Annotated in this window: 21 protein-coding genes; 11 read left to right on the top strand and 10 right to left on the bottom strand. The window is 71.6% G+C overall.

Features of this window, described 5'->3' with window-relative positions:
• Window positions 1–18: 18 nt before the first annotated feature.
• Entirely contained in the window at window positions 19–1,347 is a 1,329-nt protein-coding gene (locus tag ACQPZG_RS24590; protein ID WP_433547889.1) for a glycosyltransferase family 4 protein, read from the bottom strand.
• Between the two features lie 265 nt (window positions 1,348–1,612).
• On the opposite strand from ACQPZG_RS24590, the gene ACQPZG_RS24585 reads away from it, so the two are divergent.
• On the top strand, window positions 1,613–2,254 hold the full coding sequence (locus ACQPZG_RS24585) for a TetR family transcriptional regulator (protein WP_433547888.1): 642 nt from the start codon (window positions 1,613–1,615) through the stop codon (window positions 2,252–2,254).
• Window positions 2,255–2,440: 186 nt separating this feature from the next.
• Here the strand turns inward: ACQPZG_RS24585 and ACQPZG_RS24580 are convergent, their stop codons facing one another.
• The 3 genes from ACQPZG_RS24580 to ACQPZG_RS24570 all read right to left on the bottom strand — a co-directional run bounded on the left by ACQPZG_RS24580 (window position 2,441) and on the right by ACQPZG_RS24570 (window position 4,982).
• Window positions 2,441–2,695, bottom strand: a complete 255-nt coding sequence (locus tag ACQPZG_RS24580; protein ID WP_433549531.1) for a ferredoxin — start codon at window positions 2,693–2,695, stop codon at window positions 2,441–2,443.
• 5 nt (window positions 2,696–2,700) lie between these two features.
• Window positions 2,701–4,173, bottom strand: a complete 1,473-nt coding sequence (locus ACQPZG_RS24575) for an aldehyde dehydrogenase (RefSeq protein WP_433547887.1) — start codon at window positions 4,171–4,173, stop codon at window positions 2,701–2,703.
• An 83-nt stretch (window positions 4,174–4,256) separates the two neighbouring features.
• Window positions 4,257–4,982 carry a hypothetical protein gene (locus ACQPZG_RS24570; RefSeq protein ID WP_433547886.1) on the bottom strand — a complete coding sequence of 242 codons (726 nt, stop codon included), beginning with the start codon at window positions 4,980–4,982 and terminating at the stop codon, window positions 4,257–4,259.
• 275 nt (window positions 4,983–5,257) lie between these two features.
• Between ACQPZG_RS24570 and ACQPZG_RS24565 the strand changes: the two genes are divergently transcribed.
• The 7 genes from ACQPZG_RS24565 (at window position 5,258) to ACQPZG_RS24535 (ending at window position 13,035) form a co-directional block, all read left to right on the top strand.
• A complete protein-coding gene (locus ACQPZG_RS24565) occupies window positions 5,258–6,508 on the top strand; it encodes an MBL fold metallo-hydrolase (RefSeq protein ID WP_433547885.1) in 1,251 nt (416 codons plus the stop codon).
• Window positions 6,509–6,600: 92 nt separating this feature from the next.
• Window positions 6,601–7,872: a prenyltransferase/squalene oxidase repeat-containing protein gene (locus tag ACQPZG_RS24560; RefSeq protein ID WP_433547884.1), complete on the top strand. Its 1,272-nt coding sequence runs from the start codon at window positions 6,601–6,603 to the stop codon at window positions 7,870–7,872.
• Window positions 7,869–8,582 carry an SCO2322 family protein gene (locus ACQPZG_RS24555; RefSeq protein ID WP_433547883.1) on the top strand — a complete coding sequence of 238 codons (714 nt, stop codon included), beginning with the start codon at window positions 7,869–7,871 and terminating at the stop codon, window positions 8,580–8,582. Before ACQPZG_RS24560 ends, ACQPZG_RS24555 begins: the two co-directional genes overlap by 4 nt.
• A complete protein-coding gene (locus tag ACQPZG_RS24550) occupies window positions 8,579–9,736 on the top strand; it encodes an energy-coupling factor transporter transmembrane component T (RefSeq protein WP_433547882.1) in 1,158 nt (385 codons plus the stop codon). The genes ACQPZG_RS24555 and ACQPZG_RS24550 overlap by 4 nt, the downstream gene beginning before the upstream one ends.
• Before the next feature lies 1 nt (window position 9,737).
• Window positions 9,738–11,354, top strand: coding sequence for an ABC transporter ATP-binding protein (locus tag ACQPZG_RS24545; RefSeq protein WP_433547881.1), 1,617 nt, complete (start codon window positions 9,738–9,740; stop codon window positions 11,352–11,354).
• A 14-nt stretch (window positions 11,355–11,368) separates the two neighbouring features.
• A complete protein-coding gene (locus ACQPZG_RS24540; protein ID WP_433549530.1) occupies window positions 11,369–12,274 on the top strand; it encodes an ECF transporter S component in 906 nt (301 codons plus the stop codon).
• 359 nt (window positions 12,275–12,633) lie between these two features.
• Window positions 12,634–13,035 carry a transglycosylase SLT domain-containing protein gene (locus tag ACQPZG_RS24535; protein WP_433547880.1) on the top strand — a complete coding sequence of 134 codons (402 nt, stop codon included), beginning with the start codon at window positions 12,634–12,636 and terminating at the stop codon, window positions 13,033–13,035.
• A gap of 188 nt (window positions 13,036–13,223) precedes the next feature.
• Here ACQPZG_RS24535 and ACQPZG_RS24530 read toward each other — a convergent pair whose 3' ends face one another.
• Complete coding sequence (locus ACQPZG_RS24530) at window positions 13,224–14,393, bottom strand: steroid 3-ketoacyl-CoA thiolase (protein WP_433547879.1); 1,170 nt, start codon at window positions 14,391–14,393, stop codon at window positions 13,224–13,226.
• A 165-nt stretch (window positions 14,394–14,558) separates the two neighbouring features.
• Here ACQPZG_RS24530 and ACQPZG_RS24525 point away from each other — a divergent pair, with 165 nt between their 5' ends.
• Window positions 14,559–15,815, top strand: a complete 1,257-nt coding sequence (locus ACQPZG_RS24525; RefSeq protein ID WP_433547878.1) for a cytochrome P450 — start codon at window positions 14,559–14,561, stop codon at window positions 15,813–15,815.
• 124 nt (window positions 15,816–15,939) lie between these two features.
• Here ACQPZG_RS24525 and ACQPZG_RS24520 read toward each other — a convergent pair whose 3' ends face one another.
• The 3 genes from ACQPZG_RS24520 to ACQPZG_RS24510 form a co-directional block, all read right to left on the bottom strand.
• Complete coding sequence (locus ACQPZG_RS24520) at window positions 15,940–16,230, bottom strand: DUF2087 domain-containing protein (RefSeq protein ID WP_433549529.1); 291 nt, start codon at window positions 16,228–16,230, stop codon at window positions 15,940–15,942.
• 487 nt (window positions 16,231–16,717) lie between these two features.
• Window positions 16,718–16,927 (bottom strand): DUF397 domain-containing protein, encoded by a 210-nt coding sequence (locus ACQPZG_RS24515; protein WP_433547877.1) that lies wholly within the window; start codon window positions 16,925–16,927, stop codon window positions 16,718–16,720.
• A 247-nt stretch (window positions 16,928–17,174) separates the two neighbouring features.
• Window positions 17,175–17,396 carry a hypothetical protein gene (locus tag ACQPZG_RS24510; protein ID WP_433547876.1) on the bottom strand — a complete coding sequence of 74 codons (222 nt, stop codon included), beginning with the start codon at window positions 17,394–17,396 and terminating at the stop codon, window positions 17,175–17,177.
• 477 nt (window positions 17,397–17,873) lie between these two features.
• On the opposite strand from ACQPZG_RS24510, the gene ACQPZG_RS24505 reads away from it, so the two are divergent.
• Window positions 17,874–19,094 (top strand): helix-turn-helix domain-containing protein, encoded by a 1,221-nt coding sequence (locus tag ACQPZG_RS24505; protein WP_433547875.1) that lies wholly within the window; start codon window positions 17,874–17,876, stop codon window positions 19,092–19,094.
• Window positions 19,095–19,175: 81 nt separating this feature from the next.
• Here ACQPZG_RS24505 and ACQPZG_RS24500 read toward each other — a convergent pair whose 3' ends face one another.
• Window positions 19,176–19,301, bottom strand: a complete 126-nt coding sequence (locus tag ACQPZG_RS24500) for a hypothetical protein (RefSeq protein ID WP_433547874.1) — start codon at window positions 19,299–19,301, stop codon at window positions 19,176–19,178.
• Between the two features lie 638 nt (window positions 19,302–19,939).
• Between ACQPZG_RS24500 and ACQPZG_RS24495 the strand changes: the two genes are divergently transcribed.
• On the top strand, window positions 19,940–20,278 hold the full coding sequence (locus ACQPZG_RS24495) for an antibiotic biosynthesis monooxygenase family protein (protein WP_433547873.1): 339 nt from the start codon (window positions 19,940–19,942) through the stop codon (window positions 20,276–20,278).
• 6 nt (window positions 20,279–20,284) lie between these two features.
• Here the strand turns inward: ACQPZG_RS24495 and ACQPZG_RS24490 are convergent, their stop codons facing one another.
• Entirely contained in the window at window positions 20,285–20,938 is a 654-nt protein-coding gene (locus ACQPZG_RS24490) for a hypothetical protein (protein WP_433547872.1), read from the bottom strand.
• Window position 20,939 lies beyond the last annotated feature (1 nt).

Below are 20,939 nucleotides of genomic sequence, written 5' to 3'. Positions count from 1 at the left end.
TCAAGTGAGGCTGGACGGCTAGGACTTGAGGGCCGCGGTCGCTGGTTGAGCCTGCGCGGCGAGGGCCTCGCGGTAGCGCTCGGCGGTGCCGATCGCGGCCTGCCGCCAGGTGAACTTCTCCAGCACGCGGGCCCGCCCGGCCGCACCCAGCCGTCTGCGCAGGTCGCGGTCGCCCAAGAGGCGCGCGAGCTGCCCGGCGAGGGCGTCCGCGTCTCCCGGCGGTACGGCCAGGCAGGTCTCCCCGTCCGGTCCCGCGACCTCGGGGATGGCTCCGCCGGTGGTGGCGACGAGCGGCGTGCCGGTGGCCATGGCCTCGGCCGCGGGCAGCGAGAAGCCCTCGTACAGCGACGGCACACAGGCGATCTCCGCGCCGCGCACGAGGTCCACGAGTTCGGCGTCGGAGATGCCCTTGACGAACTCGACGGCGTGCGCGAGCCCGTACCGCGCGATGGCCTGCGCGACGGGCCCGTCCTCGGCGCGCTTGCCGACGACGACCAGGTGCGCGTCGGGCCGCTCGGAGCGGAGCTTGGCGAGCGCTTCGACGAGGTGGACCAGGCCCTTCAGCGGCACGTCGGCACTGGAGGTGGTGACGATGCGGCCCGGGACCTCGGGGACGGAGGCGTCGGGCGACCACAGGCCGGTGTCCGCGCCGATGTGCACGACGTGGACCCGGTCGGCCCGTACCCCCAGGTGCTCGACGATCTCCGCCTGCGAGGACCCGGACACGGTCAGAACCGACGGCAGGCGGCGGGCGACGCGCTTCTGCATGCGGGTGAAGCCGTACCAGCGGCGCACGGAGGCCCGCCGCAGCCGGGTCCCGGCGGCGTCGAGGTCGAGCTGCCGGTCGACGGTGATCGGGTGGTGGATGGTCGTCACGAGCGGTGCACCGAGGTCGCCGAGGAGGCCGTAGCCGAGCGTCTGGTTGTCGTGCACGACGTCGAACTCGCCGCGCCTGGCGGCCAGGTGGCGCTTGGCCCGGAGCGAGAAGGTGAGCGGCTCGGGGAAGCCGCCGGTGCGCATGGTGGCGAACTCGACGGCGTCGATCCAGTCGCGGTACTCGGAGAGCCGCGGCGTACGGAAGGGGTCAGGGCTGCGGTACAGGTCGAGGCTGGGCAGCTCGGTGAGCGGGACGCCCTCGTCGAGCACCGGGTACGGCTGGGCCCCCAGCACCTCCACGCGGTGCCCGAGCCGGGCCAGCTCCCGGGAGAGGTGCCGGACGTAGACGCCCTGGCCGCCGCAGAACGGGTTCCCCTTGTACGTCAGGAGCGCGATGCGCAGCGGACGGTCGCCGGCACTCGCGGCGGCGTCCCCCGCGCGGGGGCCCGCCTGTACGGCCTCAGCGGTCACTCTCGGCCCCCTTCTTGACGCACTTCCGCCGGAGCGTAGCCGCTGGCGCTAATCTAGAACAAGTTACAGAGTTGATCGAACACAGAGCCTTGAATCTACCGGCAGTGAGCGGCGGCGTAAGGTCCGGATCAGGTGATTCGCGCCACGGCTGCACAGACCGCACCGATCGGGCACGGCGCGGCCACTTTCGCACGGTCGCTGGACGAACACGGCGCGGGCACGGCCCGCCACGGACACGGCACGGAACACGGGGGCACGGGGTCAGATGAAAGCAGAAGCCAGAACGGTGGGCGGCGGCTCCGCCGGCCCTCCCCTGACGGAGCGCCAGGAAGCACGGCGGCGCCGCATCCTGCACGCCAGCGCACAGCTCGCGAGCCGGGGCGGATTCGACGCGGTGCAGATGCGGGAGGTCGCCGAGGAGGCGGGGGTCGCCCTGGGCACCCTGTACCGCTACTTCCCGTCCAAGGTGCACCTGCTGGTCGCCACCATGCAGGACCAGCTCAGCCACCTGCACACGACCCTGCGCAAGCGCCCCCCGGCCGCCACGACCTCCGCCGAGCGCGTCGCGGAAACCCTCATGCGCGCCTTCCGCGCCCTCCAGCGCGAACCCCACCTCGCCGACGCCATGGTCCGTGCCCTCACCTTCGCCGACCGTTCCGTCAGCCCCGAGGTGGACACGGTCTCCCGGCAGACCACGGCGATCATCCTGGACGCGATGGGCCTGAACGCACCCGACGACCGGCCGACCCCCGAGCAGCTCTCCGCCGTGCGGGTGATCGAGCACACGTGGCACTCGGCGCTGATCACGTGGCTGTCGGGACGGGCCTCGATCGCCCAGGTGAAGATCGACATCGAGACGGTGTGCAGGCTGATCGACCTGACGGCGGAGCCGGGCGGACGAGACTGAGGAAGGCCCGGGACCGAAGGGCTCCGCCCGTCCGCGGGCGCGTCTCCGTCCGCGCCGCCCGTTCGAATGCGCGTCCCCGTCCGCCCGTCCGTGTGCGGGTATCCGTCCGCACCGCCCGTCCGCACTACTCGTCTGCGGGGTCCCCGCCTCCTTCGCCCTGCTCGTCCGGGGGCCTCCCTCTGCGCGCTACGGGCGCGCCTCGCCGCTCTCTTCCTCCGGCGGGAAGACCGTCCCGCCCGTCTCCCGCAGCGTGATCGCGATCGCCTCGACCGGGCAGTTCTCGGCCGCGGCCAGCACGTCGGCGGCGGCGTCGCGGTCCGCCGGTGTGGGACGGGACTGGCGGGCGGTGTCCAGCCGGAACGCGTCCGGGGCCGTGCCGGCGCACATCCCGGACCCGATGCACACGGACCGGTCGACCTCGACGTGCCAGCGCTCGCCCATCCCGCTCACGCCCCCTCGGGCCCGGCCTGGTAGCCGGCCGGGAGGTGGATCATCTTGTGCTCCAGGAACTCGCCGTAGCCCTCGGGGCCGAACTCGCGGCCCAGTCCGGAGTTCTTGTAGCCGCCGAACGGCCCCATCATGTCCATGCTGAAGGTGTTGACGGAGTACGTGCCGGTGCGGACCTGCCGGGCGAGGTCGACGCCGTGTTCCGTGTCCGCCGTCCAGACGCTGCCGCTCAGGCCGTACTCGGAGTCGTTGGCTATGCGGATCGCGTCCTGCTCGTCCTCGTACGGGAGCAGGCAGATCACCGGGCCGAAGATCTCCTCGCGGGCGATGCGCATGCCGTTGTCGACGTTGCCGAACAGGGTCGGCTCGACGTACCAGCCGGTCTCCTGGGCGGCCGGGCGGCCACCGCCCGCGAGGATCTTGGCGCCCTCCTCCTGGCCGATCCGGATGTAGTCGAGGGAGCGCTGCTGCTGGCGGCGGGCGACCAGCGGACCGACCTCGGTCGCCGGGTCCATCGGGTCGCCGACCCTGAGCGCGCCCGCGGCCGCGGCGAAGGCCTCGGCGAACTCGTCGTAGCGGGCACGCGGGGCGAGGATGCGGGACTGGGCGACGCAAGCCTGGCCGTTGAGCATCCAGGCGAAGGGCGTGATGCCCGCGACGGTGCTCTCCAGGTCGGCGTCCGCGAGGATGACCGCGGCCGACTTGCCGCCGAGTTCGAGGGTGACGCGGGTGAGGTTGCGGGAGGCGACCTCCATGACGCGCCTGCCGGCCGCGACGGAGCCGGTGAAGGAGACCTTGTCGACGTCCGGGTGGCCGACCAGGTACTCGCTGACCTCCCGGTCGGCGGGGAGAATCGAGAGGACCCCTTCCGGGAGACCCGCCTCGGCGCAGATCTCGCCGAGGACGTAGGAGTCGAGGGGAGTTTCCGGAGACACCTTCAGGACGGCCGTGCAGCCGGCGAGCAGGGCGGGAGCCAGCTTGGCGGCGGCGGTGAACTGCGGGACGTTCCACGGGACCACGGCCGCGACGACCCCGACCGGTTCGCGCCGGATCAGCAGATCGCCGAGGACCCCCGTACGGCTCGTCTCGAACGGGACCTCCCGCGCGACCTTGATCGCCGCGTCCCAGACCATCATCGCGGCGAGCGCCTGCATCATCACGCTCGCGGTGTACGGGGTGCCGTTCTCGGAGGTGATCACGCGGGCGAGTTCCTCGTGCCGGGTGGCGATAGCGTCCTTGATGCGGGTGACGACCGCGATCCGCTCGTCCAGCGAGGTCCGGGGCCAGGGCCCGTCGTCGAAGGCGCGACGGGCGGCGGCCACCGCACGGTCGACGTCCGCCTCGTTCGCGTGCGGGACCCGGCCGATGACCTGCTCGGTGTGCGGCGAGACGACCTCGATGGACGCGGTCCCGAAGGGCTCGGTCAAGGTGCCGCCCACGTACAGCTGTCGGTGCTCCACAAGCTCGGTCATGGCCGCCGCCTCCCGCAAGTTCGTTTCGGCACACGTGTGCTGACGTTGCGTCAGTTGACCCGTACCCCGAACTGATACCAGTTTCAGTGGGTACGGGGAAGGGTCCCGGCGCGACCGCGGAGCAGGAACGGCACCAGGCCGAGGAGCAGGCAGAGACCGCCGAGGGAGAGGAAGTCGAGGTTCACGGCCATCAGTACCGCACCGAGGACCATCGCACCGACCGTGAGCACACGGGTGCGTACGGAGGTGGCGGCCAGGCCGGTCAGGGCGGTCAGGCCGAGGAAGAACAGCGGGGGAACGATGCCGTAGACGACGGGCTCGACCCCGGGCACCGACTTGACCTGCTGGAAGATCTCCACCATGGCGGGCCGGTCGTCGGCCGTGAACCCGGCCACCAGGTCGATCACGGCCTGCGCCGCGGTGGCGAGCAGGCCCAGGAGCCCGACGACGAGGGCGACGACGGCCGGAACACGCCTGCCGGCGGGGGCGGCCCGGTACAGGTGCAGCATCACCGGCACGAAGAGCAGCACGCCGGCCAGCATGGCGAGGTGACCGGCGGTCCAGCCCGCGCTCGGCACGCCGCGCTCACTGAGGAGCCGGATGGCGCCGTACGCGACGAGCGCGAGAGGGCCCGCGACGAGAGCGGTACGGGTGAGGCGGCCGGGAGCGGCGGGGGCAGTGGGCGGGAGCGGCGAGGCGGGGACCGCACGCGTCTCGTCCCCGTCGGTTGCGCTTGCCGTGCGGACGCTGCCCGTTGCGGACTTCGCGCTTGCCGTGTGGCCGCCGCCCGTCGCGGCCGTGGTGCTCACCGTAAGGTCACCCCCCGCTTCCGACTTCCCGCTCCCCATGCGGACGCCGCCCGCTGCGGCCGTCGTGCTTCCCGTGCTTGCTGTGTTTGTCATGTCCCGACCCTGTCTTCGTGCCTACGTCCGGCTCATCGGGGAAAGCCACGGCCCGACCCTCATCACGCCCCTGAGTTCCCTCGGGGTCGGAGGCCCATCCGGCCCCGACGCCCACTGGAACCCGTTCTAGTTATAGTGGCCGCAAGGCAAGTCCCGTACGACGCGGCACAGTTGGGGGAGCCATGACACAGACGCCCGGTACGGGATTGGCCCCGGACGGCTCGCCCGGGGTGATCGACCACGGCGGCGGCGTCTGGAGCATCGAGGTTCCGATCCCCGACAACCCTCTCGGGCACACCCTCGTCCACCTCCTGGACACCGACCGGGGCCCGGTCCTGATCGACACCGGCTGGGACGACCCCACCGCCTGGAACACGCTGACCGCGGGCCTGGCCGCCCTCGGCGTACGCGTCGAGGACGTGCACGGCGTCCTCGTGACCCACCACCATCCCGACCATCACGGCCTTTCCGGGCAGGTCAGGGACGCCTCCGGGGCGTGGATCGCGATGCACGCCGCCGACGCCCAGGTGGTGCGCCGAACCCGCAGCACCGAACCGGGTGCCTGGCTCGATTACCTCGTCGCCAAGCTCACCGCCGCCGGGGCTCCCGAGGACCACCTCGCCCCGCTCCACGCGGCCCGCGCGTCCGGCCGGACGCTCACCCTGCCCGGTCTGCACGCGGCCCTGCCCGACCGGGACATCGCCCCCGGCGAACTGCTGCCCCTCGCCGGCCGCAGGCTGCGGGCCGTGTGGACGCCCGGCCACACTCCCGGCCACGTCTGCCTGCACCTGGAGGAGGAGCACCCCGGCAGCCTTCCCGGCAACGGCCGCCTCTTCTCCGGCGACCACCTCCTCCCCGACATCTCCCCGCACATCGGCCTGTACGAGGACCCCGAGGATCCCGGAAACAGCGCGTCCCCCACCGCTCCTGCGGACCCCCCTGTCCGTTCGAGCAGAGGGACCGCTGGGACCGCTCCCCCAAGCTCTCAACTCCGTTCGAGCAGGGGGGACCCTCCCCCAAGCTTTCAGCTGCGTTCGAGCAGGGGGGACCCTCCCCCAAGCTCTCAACTTCGTTCGAGCAGGGGGGACCCCCTCGGCGACTACCTCGTTTCTCTGGAGCGTGTCGCCCGCCTCGGCGTCGCGGAGGTCCTTCCCGCGCATCAGCACGCCTTCACCGGTGCCCGCGCACGCGTCGCCGCACTCCTCGCCCACCACGAAACCCGCCTCGCCGGCCTGCGCGCCCTCCTCGCCGTCCCCCTCACCCCGTGGCAGCTCGCCACCCGCATGGAGTGGAACCGGCCCTGGGAGCAGATCCCGTACGCCTCGCGGAACATCGCCGTCTCGGAGGCGGAGGCCCATCTGCGGCGCATGGTGAGACTCGGCCACGCGGAGGCGGTGCCGGGCAGCGACCCCGTCACGTACACCGCCGTGTGAGCGGCAAGGAGTGCTCCGTGGCGCGCGTCCGGGCCGGTGGGCGGCCCGGCGGCGGGCGGGCCCACCCCGGTACCGGTCGGTAGAATGCGGGCATGATCACCCTCCGTCGCAGCGCCGCAGCGCTCGCCGTCACCGTCGTGCTCGGCGCGGTGGCCGCCCCGGGCGCCTCCGCCGCACCGACCCCCACGCCCGTCGCCATCCCCTCCGGGCTGTACGGGAAGGGCGACCCCACGTTCGACGGAGTCTTCCGGCAGTCGCTGGCGCTGCTCGCGCAGGACCGGGTCGGGGTCGAGCCCGCAGCGAAGGCCGTGGACTGGTTGACGGGCCAGCAGTGCGACAACGGCGGTTTCCCCGCCTTCCGGCCCGAGCCGGGCACTCCGTGCGACGCCAAGACGCAACTCGACACCAACATGACGGCCGCCGCCGTGCAGGCGCTGAAGGCGCTGGGCGGGCAGGACGCCACGGTGACGAAGGCCGTCGGCTGGCTGAAGTCCGTACAGAACGCGGACGGCGGATGGCCGTCCTGGCCGGGGTCCCCGAGCGACGCCAACTCCACGTCGATCGTGATCGGAGCCCTGCAGGCGGTCGGTGAGAAGCCCGCGGACGTGAAGGGCAAGGACGGGAAGTCGCCGCTCCAGGCACTGCTGGGGTTCCAGGTGAACTGCGACGGCAAGCCCGGGAACCAGGGTGCGTTCGGCTTCCAGCCCGACAAGGACGGCAAGCTCGCGCCGAACGCGGACGCGACCGCCGCCGTGGTGACCGCGGCGGCCGGGCGCGGCGGGTTCGTCATCGACGTGCCCAAGGAGAAGAACCGGCCGATCGAGGCCGCGCCGGGCTGCAAGGAGGGCATCGCCGACCCGCGGACCGCCGCGTCGGCCGGCTCCGCCTACCTCGCCCGGACGATGGACGAGAACGGCGGCTTCCTCAAGGCGCCCCCGATGCCGGGCTCCGAGGCCACCGACAAGCCCGACGTCGGCAACACCGCCGACGCCGTGGTCGCCCTCGCCGCCGACGGGCACAAGGACGCCGCGCAGAAGTCCGCCGACTGGCTGGCCAAGAACTCCGCCCCGTGGGCGAAGGCGAGCGGCCCCGCCGCGTACGCGCAGCTGATCTTCGCCGCGCACGCCACCGGCATGGACCCCTCGGCCTTCGGCGGCACGGACCTGGTCAGGGAGCTGAACGCGACCGGGCCCGCCCCCCGCGGGGAGAAGGCCGCGGACGGCGCGGAGAACAAGGACGACGCGGAGAAGAAGGCGGACGGCGGTTCGTCCACGGCCTGGTGGGTCATCGGTGCGGCGTTCGTGGCCAGCGTGGGCGCGGGCCTGCTGATCAGCATGCGCAACAAGAAGAACAAGCAGCTGTGACAACGACCCGCCGGACGGGCTCCGCGGCGCTGCCGGCAACGGTGGTGGGCGTGCTGCTCTGCCTCCTCGGCCCGGCCGCCCCGGCGGCGCACGCGGACGGCGGTTACCGGTACTGGTCTTTCTGGGAGCGCGACGCGGCCGGCCGGGCGTGGACGTACGCGACTCAGGGCGCGGCGACCACGACCCCGGCCGACGGCGCCGTCCAGGGGTTCCGCTTCGCGGTGAGCCAGAATTCCCAGGACGCCGCCAAGCCTCGCGGGAACGCCGACTTCGAAGCCGTGTGCGCGAAGACGCCGACGAAGGACAGGACCAAGCGCGTCGCTCTCGTACTCGACTTCGGCACGCCCCAGGACGCTCCGGAAGGTGAGACCCCGCCTCCGGCCCGTTCCGTATGTGCGCAGGCCGGGACGGACGCGACGACCGCGGAGTTGCTGGCGCAGGTCGCCGGGCCGCTGCGGTACGACAGCTCGGCACTGCTGTGCGCGATCACCGGATACCCGCGGACGGGTTGCGCGGACCAGGTGTCGGGGAGCGGCGACTCCGCCGGCGCCTCTCCCGGTGCCTCGGCCCCGACGTCCGCCGCCACTCCTTCCGTTTCCGCCTCCGACGACGAGAGCGGGGGCCCGTCCGCCGGTGTGCTCGTCGGTCTCGCCGCCGTCCTAGCCCTCGGCGCGGCCGCCGTGTGGCAGTCGCGCCGCCGCCGGGGATGAGGGAGCGCGGCCCGAGGCGTCCGGGTGCCTTCACGCTGCGCGCCCCCGCCGCCGGGCGCAGCAACGCGCTGCACGCCGGAGCGTGGTGGCTGTGGGCCCTGGGGCTGGCCACCGCCGCGTCCCGGACCACCAACCCGCTGCTGCTCGGGCTGCTGGTGGGGGTGGCGGGTTACGTGGTGGCCGCCCGCCGCACCGACGCCCCCTGGGCCCGGTCGTACGGGGCGTTCGTCAAGCTCGGCCTGATGGTGCTGGTGATCCGGCTGGTGTTCTCGGTGTTCCTGGGTTCACCCATCCCGGGGCAGCACGTGCTGTTCACCCTGCCGGAGGTGCCGCTTCCGGACTGGGCGAAGGGGGTGCGCGTCGGCGGGAAGGTGACCGCCGAGCAGCTGGTCTTCGCCCTGTACGACGGGCTGAAGCTGGCCACCCTGCTGATCTGCGTGGGCGCGGCCAACGCGCTCGCCAACCCGGCACGCCTCCTGAAGTCGCTGCCCGGCGCCCTGTACGAGGCGGGGGTGGCGGTGGTCGTGGCGATGACCTTCGCGCCGAACATGGTGTCCGACGTCGTACGGCTGCGGACCGCGCGGCGGTTGCGCGGGCGGCCGACGGGCGGGGTGCGGGCGCTGCTCCAGATCGGGCTGCCGGTTCTGGAAGGCGCGCTGGAGCGGTCGGTGGCGCTGGCCGCGTCGATGGACGCGCGGGGGTACGGGCGGACCGCCCGGGTCCCGCCCGCCGTACGGCATGTCACCACGGCCCTGACGCTGGGCGGTCTGCTGGGCGTCTGCGCCGGCACGTACGGTCTGCTCGCGGCCGAGGGCGCCGGGTACGGGCTGTGGGTGCTGCTGATCGGGCTGGTCGCCGCGATGGGCGGGCTGCGGCTCGGCGGGCTGCGCAGTGTGCGCACCCGCTACCGGCCGGACCGGTGGGGCGCGCGGGCCTGGCTGGTCGCCGGGTCCGGGGCGGCCGTGGCGGGGCTGATGATCCGGGCGGGTTCCCACGACCCCGCCGCTCTGCATCCGGGGGTGCTGCCGCTGGTGGTGCCGGAGTTCCCGGTGTGGCCCGCGCTGTCCGTGCTGGTCGGGCTGCTGCCCGCGTTCGTCGCCCCCGTACCCGCTACGCCCTCCGCTCCTCCCAGCTCCTCCCCCCAGGGAACGTGAAGTGATCCGGTTCGAGAACGTGTCCGTCCGGTACGAGGGCGCCGGTGCGCCCGCCCTCCAGGACGTCGACCTGACCGTCCCCGAGGGGGAGCTGGTGCTGCTCGTCGGCCCGTCGGGCGTGGGCAAGTCCACGCTCCTGGGGGCGGTGTCCGGGCTCGTCCCGCACTTCACCGGGGGCGTACTGAGCGGCCGGGTCACCGTCGACGGCCGCGACACCCGCACCCACAAGCCGCGCGAGCTGGCGGACGTGGTCGGCACCGTCGGCCAGGACCCGCTGTCCCACTTCGTCACCGACACCGTCGAGGACGAGCTGGCCTACGGCATGGAGTCGCTGGGCGTGGCCCCGGACGTGATGCGGCGGCGCGTCGAGGAGACCCTCGACCTGCTGGGCCTCGCCGACCTCCGCGACCGCCCGATCGCCACCCTGTCGGGCGGCCAGCAGCAGCGCGTCGCCATCGGGTCCGTACTCACCCCGCACCCCAGGGTCCTGGTCCTGGACGAACCGACGTCCGCCCTGGACCCGGCCGCCGCCGAGGAGGTCCTGGCGGTGCTGCAACGCCTGGTGCACGACCTGGGCACGACCGTGCTGATGGCCGAACACCGCCTGGAGCGGGTCGTGCAGTACGCCGACCAGGTCCTCCTGCTGCCCGGTCCCGGCCTCGCCCCGGTCCTGGGCGAGCCCGCCGAGGTGATGGCCCTCTCGCCCGTGCATCCGCCCGTGGTGGGGCTCGGCAGGCTGGCCGGGTGGTCGCCGCTGCCCCTGTCGGTACGGGACGCCCGCCGCCGGGCGTCCGCACTGCGCGCCGAGCTGACCGGCCGTACCCCCGCGGCCGTCACCCCGCCGCCCGCCGCGCCCGCCGTCGCCGAGACGGACGCGCTGTCACTGCGCCGGGGCCGGATCGAAGCCCTGCGCCGGGTCTCCCTGACCGTGCGCCCCGGCGAGACCGTGGCCCTGATGGGCCGCAACGGGGCAGGCAAGTCCACTCTGCTGAACACCCTCGTCGGCCTGCACGCCCCCTCCTCGGGACGGGTCCTGGTCGGCGGGAGGGCTCCCGCCAGAACGCCGCCGCGCGAGATGGTGCGCCGCGTGGGCCTCGTCCCGCAGGAGCCGCGCGACCTGCTGTACGCGGACACCGTCGCCGCCGAGTGCGCCGCCGCCGACCACGACGCGGGCGCCGCACCGGGCACCTGCCGTGCCCTGGTGAGCGCCCTGCTCCCGGACGTGCCGGACGCGACGCACCCCCGCGACCTGTCCGAGGGGCAGCGCCTGGCCCTCGCGCTCGCCCTCGTCCTGACCGGGCGGCCCCCGCTGCTGCTGCTCGACGAGCCGACGCGCGGCCTGGACTACGCGGCGAAGTCCCGCCTGATCGGCATTCTGCGCGAGCTCGCGGCCGACGGAACCGCCCTCGTCCTGGCCACCCACGACGTGGAGCTGGCCGCCGAGCTGGCGCACCGGGTGGTGATCCTCGCGGACGGCGAGGTCGTCGCGGACGGCCCCACCGCCGAGGTGGTCGTCTCCTCGCCGTCCTTCGCGCCGCAGGTGTCCAAGGTGCTCGCCCCGCAGCAGTGGCTGACCGTGGCCCAGGTGCGGGACGCGCTGGAGGAGGTACGCCCGTGAACCAGGACCGGCCCCTGACCGCCCCCGCTCCCGCATCGCCCCGGCGCTCCCCCGCCCGCGCTCCTCGTGCGCCCCGTGCGCCGCGCCCCGTCCGGCTCGGACCGCGGTCGGTGGCCGCGCTCGTCCTGGTCGGCGCTGTCGGGGTGATGGCCTTCGGTTGGCCGCTGCTCGCCGACTCCGCCGCCGGGCTCGCCCACTCCCGGGACGCGCCGTGGCTGTTCGCCGCGCTGCTGCCGCTGCTCGTCGCGGTGGTGGTGGCGACGATCGCCGACGCGGGGCTCGACGCGAAGGCCGTCGCCATGCTGGGGGTGCTGGCCGCCGTCGGCGCGGCGCTGCGTCCGCTGGGGGCGGGGACGGCCGGCCTGGAGCCGATGTTCTTCCTGATGGTGCTGAGCGGCCGGGTGCTGGGGCCCGGCTTCGGCTTCGTCCTCGGGTCGGTCACGATCTTCGCCTCGGCCCTGCTCACCGGCGGGGTCGGGCCGTGGATGCCGTTCCAGATGCTGGCCATGGGCTGGTTCACGATGGGGGCGGGACTGCTGCCGGGCTGGCAGCGGCTGCGCGGCCGGGGCGAGCTGGTGCTGCTGGCGGTGTACGGGGCCGGTGCGTCGTTCTTCTACGGCACGGTCATGAACCTCCAGGGCTGGACGTACCTCGGCGGGCTCTCCACGGGCGTGTCCTTCGTCCCGGGCGACCCGGTGCACGAGAACCTGGTGCGCTTCCTCGCGTACTGCCTGGCCACCTCGGTCGGCTGGGACCTGGGCCGCGCGGTGCTGACCGTCGTGCTGACGCTGACCGTCGGCCCGGCCCTGCTGAAGGCGCTGCGCCGGGCCACCCGCCGGGCGGCGTTCGCGGCGCCGGTCGCCTTCGAGGACGTACGGACGGACGCGCCGCAAGCCCCCGGGACACCCGACGCGCGGTAGCCCCAGGGCCGCCGGCCGTCACCGGGCGGTTCCGTTCCGTGCCCGGCGGGGCCCCGTGGCGGTGAGTCGGGTCATAGGACCTTGGTCCTCCACTAAGCGGGGCCGTAGCCGCGGGCGCTCGTCGCCCACCCCCCTCGCGCCCGCTGCGACCTGCGCATTCCCCGAACGCCCGAGGCGGTGCCTTCTGCCCGTCTCGCTGCCTCCACTAGTACCAGGGGTGTTTGCGGGGCTGCGGCGTGCCTGCTCCACTGAGTGAGTCGCAAGGCGCCGGACGGCCTCCGCTTTCCGCCGTGGCGCTCCTTCCCCGGGTTCTCCGGGTCCGATGCGGCAGTCCTGATCTCCGACGTTGGGTTTCCTTCGTGTCCTTCGCTGTCCTGAACCGTTTCTCCGCTCGTCAGAAGTCCGCCGTGGTCGGCGCCACCGCCCTGCTGGGCGCGGCGGGCGCGGTCCTCGGTACGTCCACCCCCGCGGCAGCCGCCTCGGCGCAGGACACGGCCAAGGGGATGATGCCCGCGGCCCAGTACCAGTGCTTCAGCAAGATCGTGTCGCACGAGTCCGGCTGGAACCACCGCGCCACCAACGCCTCCTCCGGCGCGTACGGCCTGGTCCAGGCGCTCCCCGCGTCGAAGATGTCCTCGGCCGGCTCGGACTGGAAGGACAACCCGCAGACCCAGATCGAGTGGGGTCTGGACTACATGAACTCGCGCTACGGCAGCCCGTGCGACGCGTGGGACTTCTGGCAGACCCACCGCTGGTACTGAGCCCGGCCGGATCGGTTCCGACGCACGGCCCGGTCTCCGCCGCCCCGGCACCGATTCCGATGCACGGCCCGGTCTCCGCCGCCCCGGCACCGGCTCCCGCCGTCGCGCGGTGAGCCGTGCCGTCGACATCGCGGAGCCGTGCCGCGGGGCGGGGCGGGCCCGGTGACCGGGGTTCCCGACCCGCGCGGTCAGAGCCGCTGAATGATCGTTGCGGTGGCGAGGGCTCCGCCCGCGCACATGGTGATCAGGGCGAACTCCTTGTCCCTGCGCTCCAGTTCGTGCAGTGCCGTGGTGATCAGCCGGGCACCGGTCGCACCCACCGGGTGGCCCAGGGCGATGGCCCCGCCGTTGACGTTCACCTTCTCCAGGTCCTGCTCGAAGACCTGCGCCCAGCTCAGCACCACCGAGGCGAAGGCCTCGTTGATCTCGACCAGGTCGATGTCCTTGAGGGACATGCCGGCCTTGCCGAGCACCGCCCGCGTCGCGTCGATCGGTCCGTCCAGGTGGTAGTGCGGGTCCGAGCCGACCAGGGCCTGGGCGACGATCCGGGCCCGCGCCTTCAGCTTGAGCGCCCGCGCCATCCGCTTGGACGCCCACATCAGGGCGGCGGCGCCGTCCGATATCTGCGAGGAGTTGCCAGCCGTGTGCACCGCGGTCGGCATGACGGGCTTCAGCCGGCCGAGCGCGTCCATCGACGTGTCGCGCAGCCCCTCGTCGCGGTCGACGAGCCGCCACATGCCCTGCCCCGCGGCCTGCTCCTCCTCGTTCGTCGGCACCTGCACCGCGAACGTCTCCCGCTTGAAGCGCTCCTCCGCCCAGGCCGCCGCCGCCCGTTCCTGCGACGACAGGCCCAGCGCGTCGACCCGTTCGCGGGTCAGGCCGCGGTGCCGGGCGATCCGCTCCGCCGCTTCGAACTGGTTGGGCAGATCCACGTTCCACTCGTCCGGGAAGGGCTTTCCCGGCCCGTGTTTGGAGCCGCTGCCCAGTGGCACCCGGCTCATCGTCTCGACGCCGCAGCCGACCCCTACGTCGATGACCCCGGCGGCGATCATGTTCGCGACCATGTGGTTGGCCTGCTGGGAGGATCCGCACTGGCAGTCCACGGTGGTCGCGGCGGTCTCGTACGGCAGCCCCATCGCGAGCCAGGCGTTGCGTACCGGGTTCATGGACTGCTCGCCCGCGTGCGTGACCGTGCCGCCGACGACCTGCTCGACGCAGTCGGCGGGGATGCCGGTGCGGCCCAGGAGTTCGCGGTAGGTCTCGCCGAGCAGATAGGCGGGGTGCAGGTTGGCGAGCGAGCCACCCCGCTTGCCGATGGGGGTCCGTACGGCTTCGACGATGACGGGTTCCGCGGCCATGAGCTCGTCCTCTTCTCGCCGGAATTAGTACGCGTTCTAGTTCTCCCGCAAGTTTCGTGAACAACTGCCTTACTGCGCAAGGGGCTTGCCACTTGTAGAACTCGTCACTACCTTGCGGAGGACTTCTGATGGCTCGTCAGACGCACCGGAAGAGGGAGTTTGCCGATGCCCTGCCCCGTGCTCCCCGAAGGCTTCGACTTCACCGACCCGGACGTCCTCCACGCGGGCGTCCCCCTTCCGGAGTTCGCGACGATGCGGCGGACCGCCCCCGTGTGGTGGTGCGCACAGACACCCGGCGTCGCGGGGTTCGACGACGCGGGCTACTGGGCGGTGACGCGGCACGAGGACGTCCGGTACGTCTCCACGCACCCCGAACTCTTCTCCTCCCGCACCCACACCGCGATCATCCGTTTCAACGAGTCGATCGGCCGCGACCAGATCGAGGCCCAGCGGCTGATCATGCTCAACATGGACCCCCCGGAACACACCCGGGTCCGCCAGATCGTCCAGCGCGGCTTCACCCCGCGCGCCGTCCGCTCGCTGGAGGGCGCGCTGCGGGAGCGGGCGCACCGCATCGTCGAAGCGGCTGTAGCCGAGGCCGACAAGGACGCGAAGGGCGACGGCAGCTTCGACTTCGTCACCCGCATCGCCGTCGAGCTGCCGCTCCAGGCGATCGCCGAGCTGATCGGCGTACCGCAGGAGGACCGCACGAAGCTCTTCGACTGGTCCAACAAGATGGCGGCGTACGACGACCCCGAGTACGCGGTCACCCAGGAGGTCGGCACGGAGGCGGCCATGGAGATCGTCTCGTACGCGATGAACCTGGCGGCGGCACGCACCGAGTGCCCGGCCAGGGACATCGTGTCGCAGCTGGTCGCCGCGGAGGGCGAGGGAAACCTGCGCTCCGACGAGTTCGGCTTCTTCGTGATCCTCCTCGCCGTGGCCGGCAACGAGACCACCCGCAACGCCATCAGCCACGGCATGCACGCCTTCCTCACCCATCCCGCGCAGTGGGAGCTGTACAAGAGGGAACGCCCGCGGACCGCCGCCGAGGAGATCGTCCGCTGGGCGACCCCGGTGGTGTCCTTCCAGCGGACCGCCACCCGGGACGTGGAACTGGGCGGACAGCGCATCAAGGAGGGCCAGCGGGTCGGGCTGTTCTACTCCTCCGCCAATCACGACCCGGAGGTCTTCACCGATCCGGAGAAGTTCGACATCACCCGCGATCCCAACCCGCACCTGGGTTTCGGCGGCGGCGGCCCGCACTTCTGCCTGGGCAAGTCCCTCGCCGTGCTGGAGATCGACCTGATCTTCGAAGCGCTCGCGGACGCGCTGCCCGACCTGCGGCTGTCGGCCGACCCGAGGCGGCTGCGCTCGGCCTGGCTCAACGGAATCAAGGAACTGCGGGTCACCAGGGGGTGAGCGACGGCCCGCGCCCGCGACCGAGGCGAGGCCGCTGAGGCCGCTGAGGCCGCTGAGGCGAGACGATGCGACGCACGCACCGCCACGGCCCCGGGGGCCCGCGCGCCCTGACTCAGCCCTCGGCTCAGTGCACCCTGTGGTAGCTGCTGCCGTCCCTCGTACGGGCCAGGAAGCCGCCCTCGACGAGATAGCGGCGCAGCGCCGAACAGTCCTCGTGCACGGTCCTGAGGGTGTCGTTGACCTCGCGCTCGGTGTAGGGACGGCCCTCCGCGAAGAGCGTCCGCGTCAGGTGCGCGAGCAACTCCTCCCGCCGCCCCGGCTTGCGCGGTACGGAGGTGAGCCGCCCGTCCCTGAAGAACGCCTCTACGCCCCGACCCGTCACGACCTGCTCCACCCTGCTCCGTACCGCTGCGATCACGAGCCTCTGTTCTAGCCGCCGGTACGCCCCGACTGCCACCCATTAAGCGCACCCGGGGCGTACCGGCCCCGAGCACGCACCGTCGCTGCCCCGCGTGCGGGAGCCCGCCGGGGAGCGGTGCGGGACCCGTACGGCAGGATGGAACGCATGAGCATCGTGAAGATCAAGGAGTGCGTCAAGTCACTCACATAGATCTCCGCTCGCGGGGCTCAACTCTGGTTGCAGACAGCGGAGTCGTAGCGAAGCCCCGCCCACCTGTCCGGGGAGCCGGGATGGACAGGTGGCCGGGGCGGTTTGATGGGCTAGTGCTTCCGTGGCCGGACGGGGGCGCGGGTCGCCGAGTTGCGCAACGACCACAAGCCCCGGCAGGCAGCCAGCGTCAGCCCGAAGTGGGTCCCGCACTCGGCGCACCACGGCAACCCGCTGTCCGGGTCCGTGAGGCACTCAGCGTTGCAGCGCGGGCACTTCTCCATCGGTCTGCCTTTCAGCCGCTCAGGTCGTACTCTCCGGCCTTGATGGCGTCCGCGAGCGTGACCCACTGGTCCGGAGTCATCGTGACCACGGTGTCCGGCCGCTCACTGTCCCGCAACGCCACGACGCCGGGAACGTTGGTCGCCACCTCCGGGCAGTTGTCCACCCGCGCGTCCCGACACATCTGCGCCTTGACGAACGCGAACTCAGGCAGTGCAGTCATCTTGCACATCCTTTCGCCGTAGGTGCGGGGAGTCGGTCCCCGCGCCGTCGTGCGTTGTGCAGTCCGCCCCGGCGCACTCGACCAAAAGCGATCACCGGGGCGGACACCTTGCCCCAGCCCCCGCCCGGACCGTCCCCGCTGAGAGGGGCCCTCGGACGGGGGCCGGGAATCTAGGGGGTGCGTGCTATGACCGCAGCAACACCGAGAGCGGCCCACAGCAGCACCCACAGCGTCACGGCCACGAACCTCACTGGCCCGCCCGTTCGTGCCGCTCCTCGGACATTTCGCGTGCCCGAGCCGCAGCACCCTCACGCTGGTTGGTCTCCGCCCGCCGCTCTTGCTCCTCGCGGTCGACAAGCACCACGCACGCCACGTCCTCGTACGTCCGGGCGAACATCGCGTGACGGGAAGCCGCCGTGTGCCGCATCACCGCTTCTCCGCCGGCGGAAAGGTCGCTCGTCGGGGTCAAGTCCCAAAGACACTCAGGGTCCAGACAGCGGGCCGTCATGGTGACACCCCCCGTCGGGTGGGAGACGAGTCGGTACCGCACATACCGGAACACGGAACGAGTCACGGCCGAACCGCCTCCCGTACAGGAGTGGCGTAGGTACGCGCGCGCTCCAGTTCCTCGGGCGTCGGCGGTCTCAGCTCCTCAGCGGAGCAAGCGCGTTCAGCACCCCCACCGGGTGGACGAAGCCGTACGTTGCCCGCGCCGTCCTCGTCCACCATTTCGCCGATCAAGCCTTCGCGGTCAACCACGTACCTACGCATGTGACGCCTCTCGCCGTCCGGTATCGGGTACCTCCGTACATGTCCCAAGCGAAGAGCCGAAGCTTGATCAACACCACCGCAGAAAGGCCGCACTTACGCCTCATCCGGGCCTCAGATCGGCCGCACTGGCTAGGCTGACTTGGGCGAACGGAACCCGGAGGGAGAGGGGCCAACCATGACGACCAGGCGGCGCAAGTTCGCGGAACGGCGCAAGGCGTGCGGGTTCAATCAAGAACGGTTCGCGGAAGCGGCCGGAGTGGACCGCTCGACTGTCCAGCGCTGGGAGAGCGGGGAAACCGGCCCCCAACCATGGCAGCGCCCCAAGATCGCTAAGGCGTTGCGAGTCACGGCGTCCGAACTCGACCTACTGCTGACCCCCGACGCTCTCGTGCCCGCACTGCCGTCCAATCCATGGATGACTGTTCCCACACCGAACACTGACGATGAATTCGAAGCGCTGGAACTCGCCCGCCGCGTAGGGGCGAGCGACGTCGGAAAGGGCACCCTCGAAAGGCTTGAACACGCCTTTGATGATCTGGCCATGAAATACCCGGTGTCTCCACCTCAAGATCTCTTGGAACGCGTTCGAAAGCATTCCTCCTACGTCGCACATCTCATGAATGCGCGCATGACGCTCGGCGAACAACGCCGTCTGTTTGTCGTCGGCGGATGGTTCCAACTTCTCGGCGCGACACTACATATTGATCTGCACCAGGACGATGCCGCAACCGCTCGATTGCAGACGGCCGCAACGCTTGCTCAGCACGCCGACCACACGGAGATCCAAGCGTGGTGTTATGAAACGGACGCATGGCGCGTTCTCACGGAGGGTGATTACGGTCGCGCGTTGGAGCTGTCTCTAGTCGCGCAACAGCTCGCACCTGGCGGTAGCTCTGCGGCTATCCAGTCGACGGCACAGGAAGGACGAGCACGAGCACGCCTAGGAGATCAGAAAGGGACGTACGCAGCTATTGAAAAGGTCCAACTCATGTCGAATTCACTCGTTCCCCGAAAGGGTCGGGAACACCACTACGAGTACGACACTGGGAAGACCCTCTCATACACAGCAACGACACTGGCATGGATTGGGGATCCTTCCGCCGAAATGCACGCACGGGAAGTGATCGCCAAACTGTCCCCGGCCGAAGACGTCGGAAAATGGCCGCGTCGTGTCGCGTCCGCGAACATCGATCTGGCCCTGGCGCTGGTCGCCGGTAACCGATTGGATGAAGCGTGCAATGCAGCCCAGCGGGCAATTCTCTCCGGTCGAGTGGTGCCCTCGAATCACTGGCGTGCACTGGAAGTAGTGACAGCAGCTGAGGCACGGCAGTTGCCGGAAGCCTCCGATCTGCGAGAGGCATACCAACGCCTTGAGGCATTTGAGCGGGGTGCCTGAGTACGGCGATCCAATAGGCCGTGAACTGCGAAGTCGGCTCGCCCCGGAGGGTGACGAGCACGGGGCCCTGTGGTGTGGGTGTCAGCCGTTGAGAACGTTGGTCAGGCGTGCGGCTGCCTTGCCGCTGAACAGGGCAATACCGCAGTAGAAGTCAATGCGCGTGCGGAGGACAGGCTTGTCGTCGGCTTCGCCCAAGTCGGTCGTCACCCCGGGACAGAGCACGAGGGGCGGGGCTTGCGGGGCAGGGGGTACCTCTCGGTGTACTGGGGGAGGGAAGTTGACGCACCGCACGGGATGATGTGTCCTGCCCCCATGTCTGATCTCGCCTCCCTCGCTGACGCGGAACACACCAGCAGCAGCAAGGTAGAACTCCGCCTCGGTAAATGGCACTTGCGGATGGAGAACGTTGATGTGCGCGTGCAGCTCGCCGTCGTGTATGGGGCGACGGCGTGCGTCCTCGCGGCAATCGCTCGCAGCGCACTGCCTCACGGGCAGGACCCCACTCCGAAGGACACAAAGGAACAGGAGTGCTAGCCGCTTCGCTGTTCCCACGCGTCCTCGTATGGCTCGTCTCGCTCGTCACCGCAGCGGGCAGCATCGGAGCCCCATGGTGGGCACAGCAGTGAGCGGGCTAGGACCGCCCCCGGCAGGGGTACGGCACAAGAGCCACTTTCCTAGTCGCACGCGACGGGTGCCCGAGTGATCACGAACGCACTCGAACAGAACGCAGGATGGGAACCCTGGGAGTCGTCTTCACGACGCTTTGACTGACGTATGTAGGAGACTGCTCGCACGTGATCAAAGCTAGGTGCAGCGCCCGGCCTGTACTTTCTGAGAGGTGTCATGTGCCTAGCGTGGTAAAGATCAACGCCCTGACCGTGCCGGACGAGCAGCGGGAGGTCCTGGAGAAGCGGTTCGCGTCCCGGGCCGGGGCCGTGGAGAGTTCCGACGGGTTCGAGTGGTTCGAGCTGCTGCGGCCCGTCGAGGGCACCGACCAGTACCTGGTGTACACGCGCTGGCGCGACGAGGCGTCCTTCCAGGCGTGGATGGAGGGCCCGATGAAGGCCGCCCACCAGCAGGGTGCGGGCAGCGCGGAAGGCGGCGGGCGTCCCGCACCCGCCGCCTCCGGCTCCACCGTGTGGTCGTTCGAGGTGGTCCAGCAGGCCGCCCCGAAGACGGCCTGAGCACTCCTACATCTGCAACAGGCGCTCCGTCACCTCGCGGTACTTGCGCAGGGCCACCCGCAGTTCCTCCGTCTCCGTTCCCCGGTCCTTGGACTCCCAGGCGCCGCGGAGCGAACGGCGGTGCTCGGCGAGGGTTTCCGCGATGTGGCGGGTGGCCTCCTCCAGCACGTGGTCGGCCTCCTCGACCGCACGCCGCGGCTCGTCGACGAACTGGTTGACGGCCTGTTGCAGGCGCAGTCCCAGCTTGTCGCGCTCACCGTGCGGGAGGAGCTGGGCTCCGCCCCCGGGCCCGGCGGTACCGGCGCCCGCGTCCCGGCCGCCGCCCGGAAGGGTGCCGGTGTCAGCGCCCCGGCCGACGCCGGACTCGGTGTCGAGGCTCCGGGCGGTCGCGGGGTCGCGCGGGTCCTGGCCGCTGCCGTCCAGGCCGCCTCCGGTGGTCCCGGCGTGCCCGCCCGACGGTCGGCGCAGTGGGCCCACCTCGTCCGAGGCGCCCGCGCCACTCACCCCGTATTCCTGTGCGCTGCGCGTGCGTTCGGCCTGCACGGGGTCGTGCAGGGCGCCCGGGTCCGCCTGGGTTCCGCGCTCGGAGGGCGCTGCGGCGCGCTGCGCGCCCGCGTCCCCGAGACGGCCGTCGTTGCTTTCGTCACCTTGGCGTGCCATG

Source organism: Streptomyces sp. CA-294286 (assembly GCF_050947155.1).
Classification (GTDB): domain Bacteria; phylum Actinomycetota; class Actinomycetes; order Streptomycetales; family Streptomycetaceae; genus Streptomyces.
The sequence above is the reverse complement of the archived record's forward strand: the minus strand, read 5'-3'. Positions and strand labels throughout refer to the sequence as shown.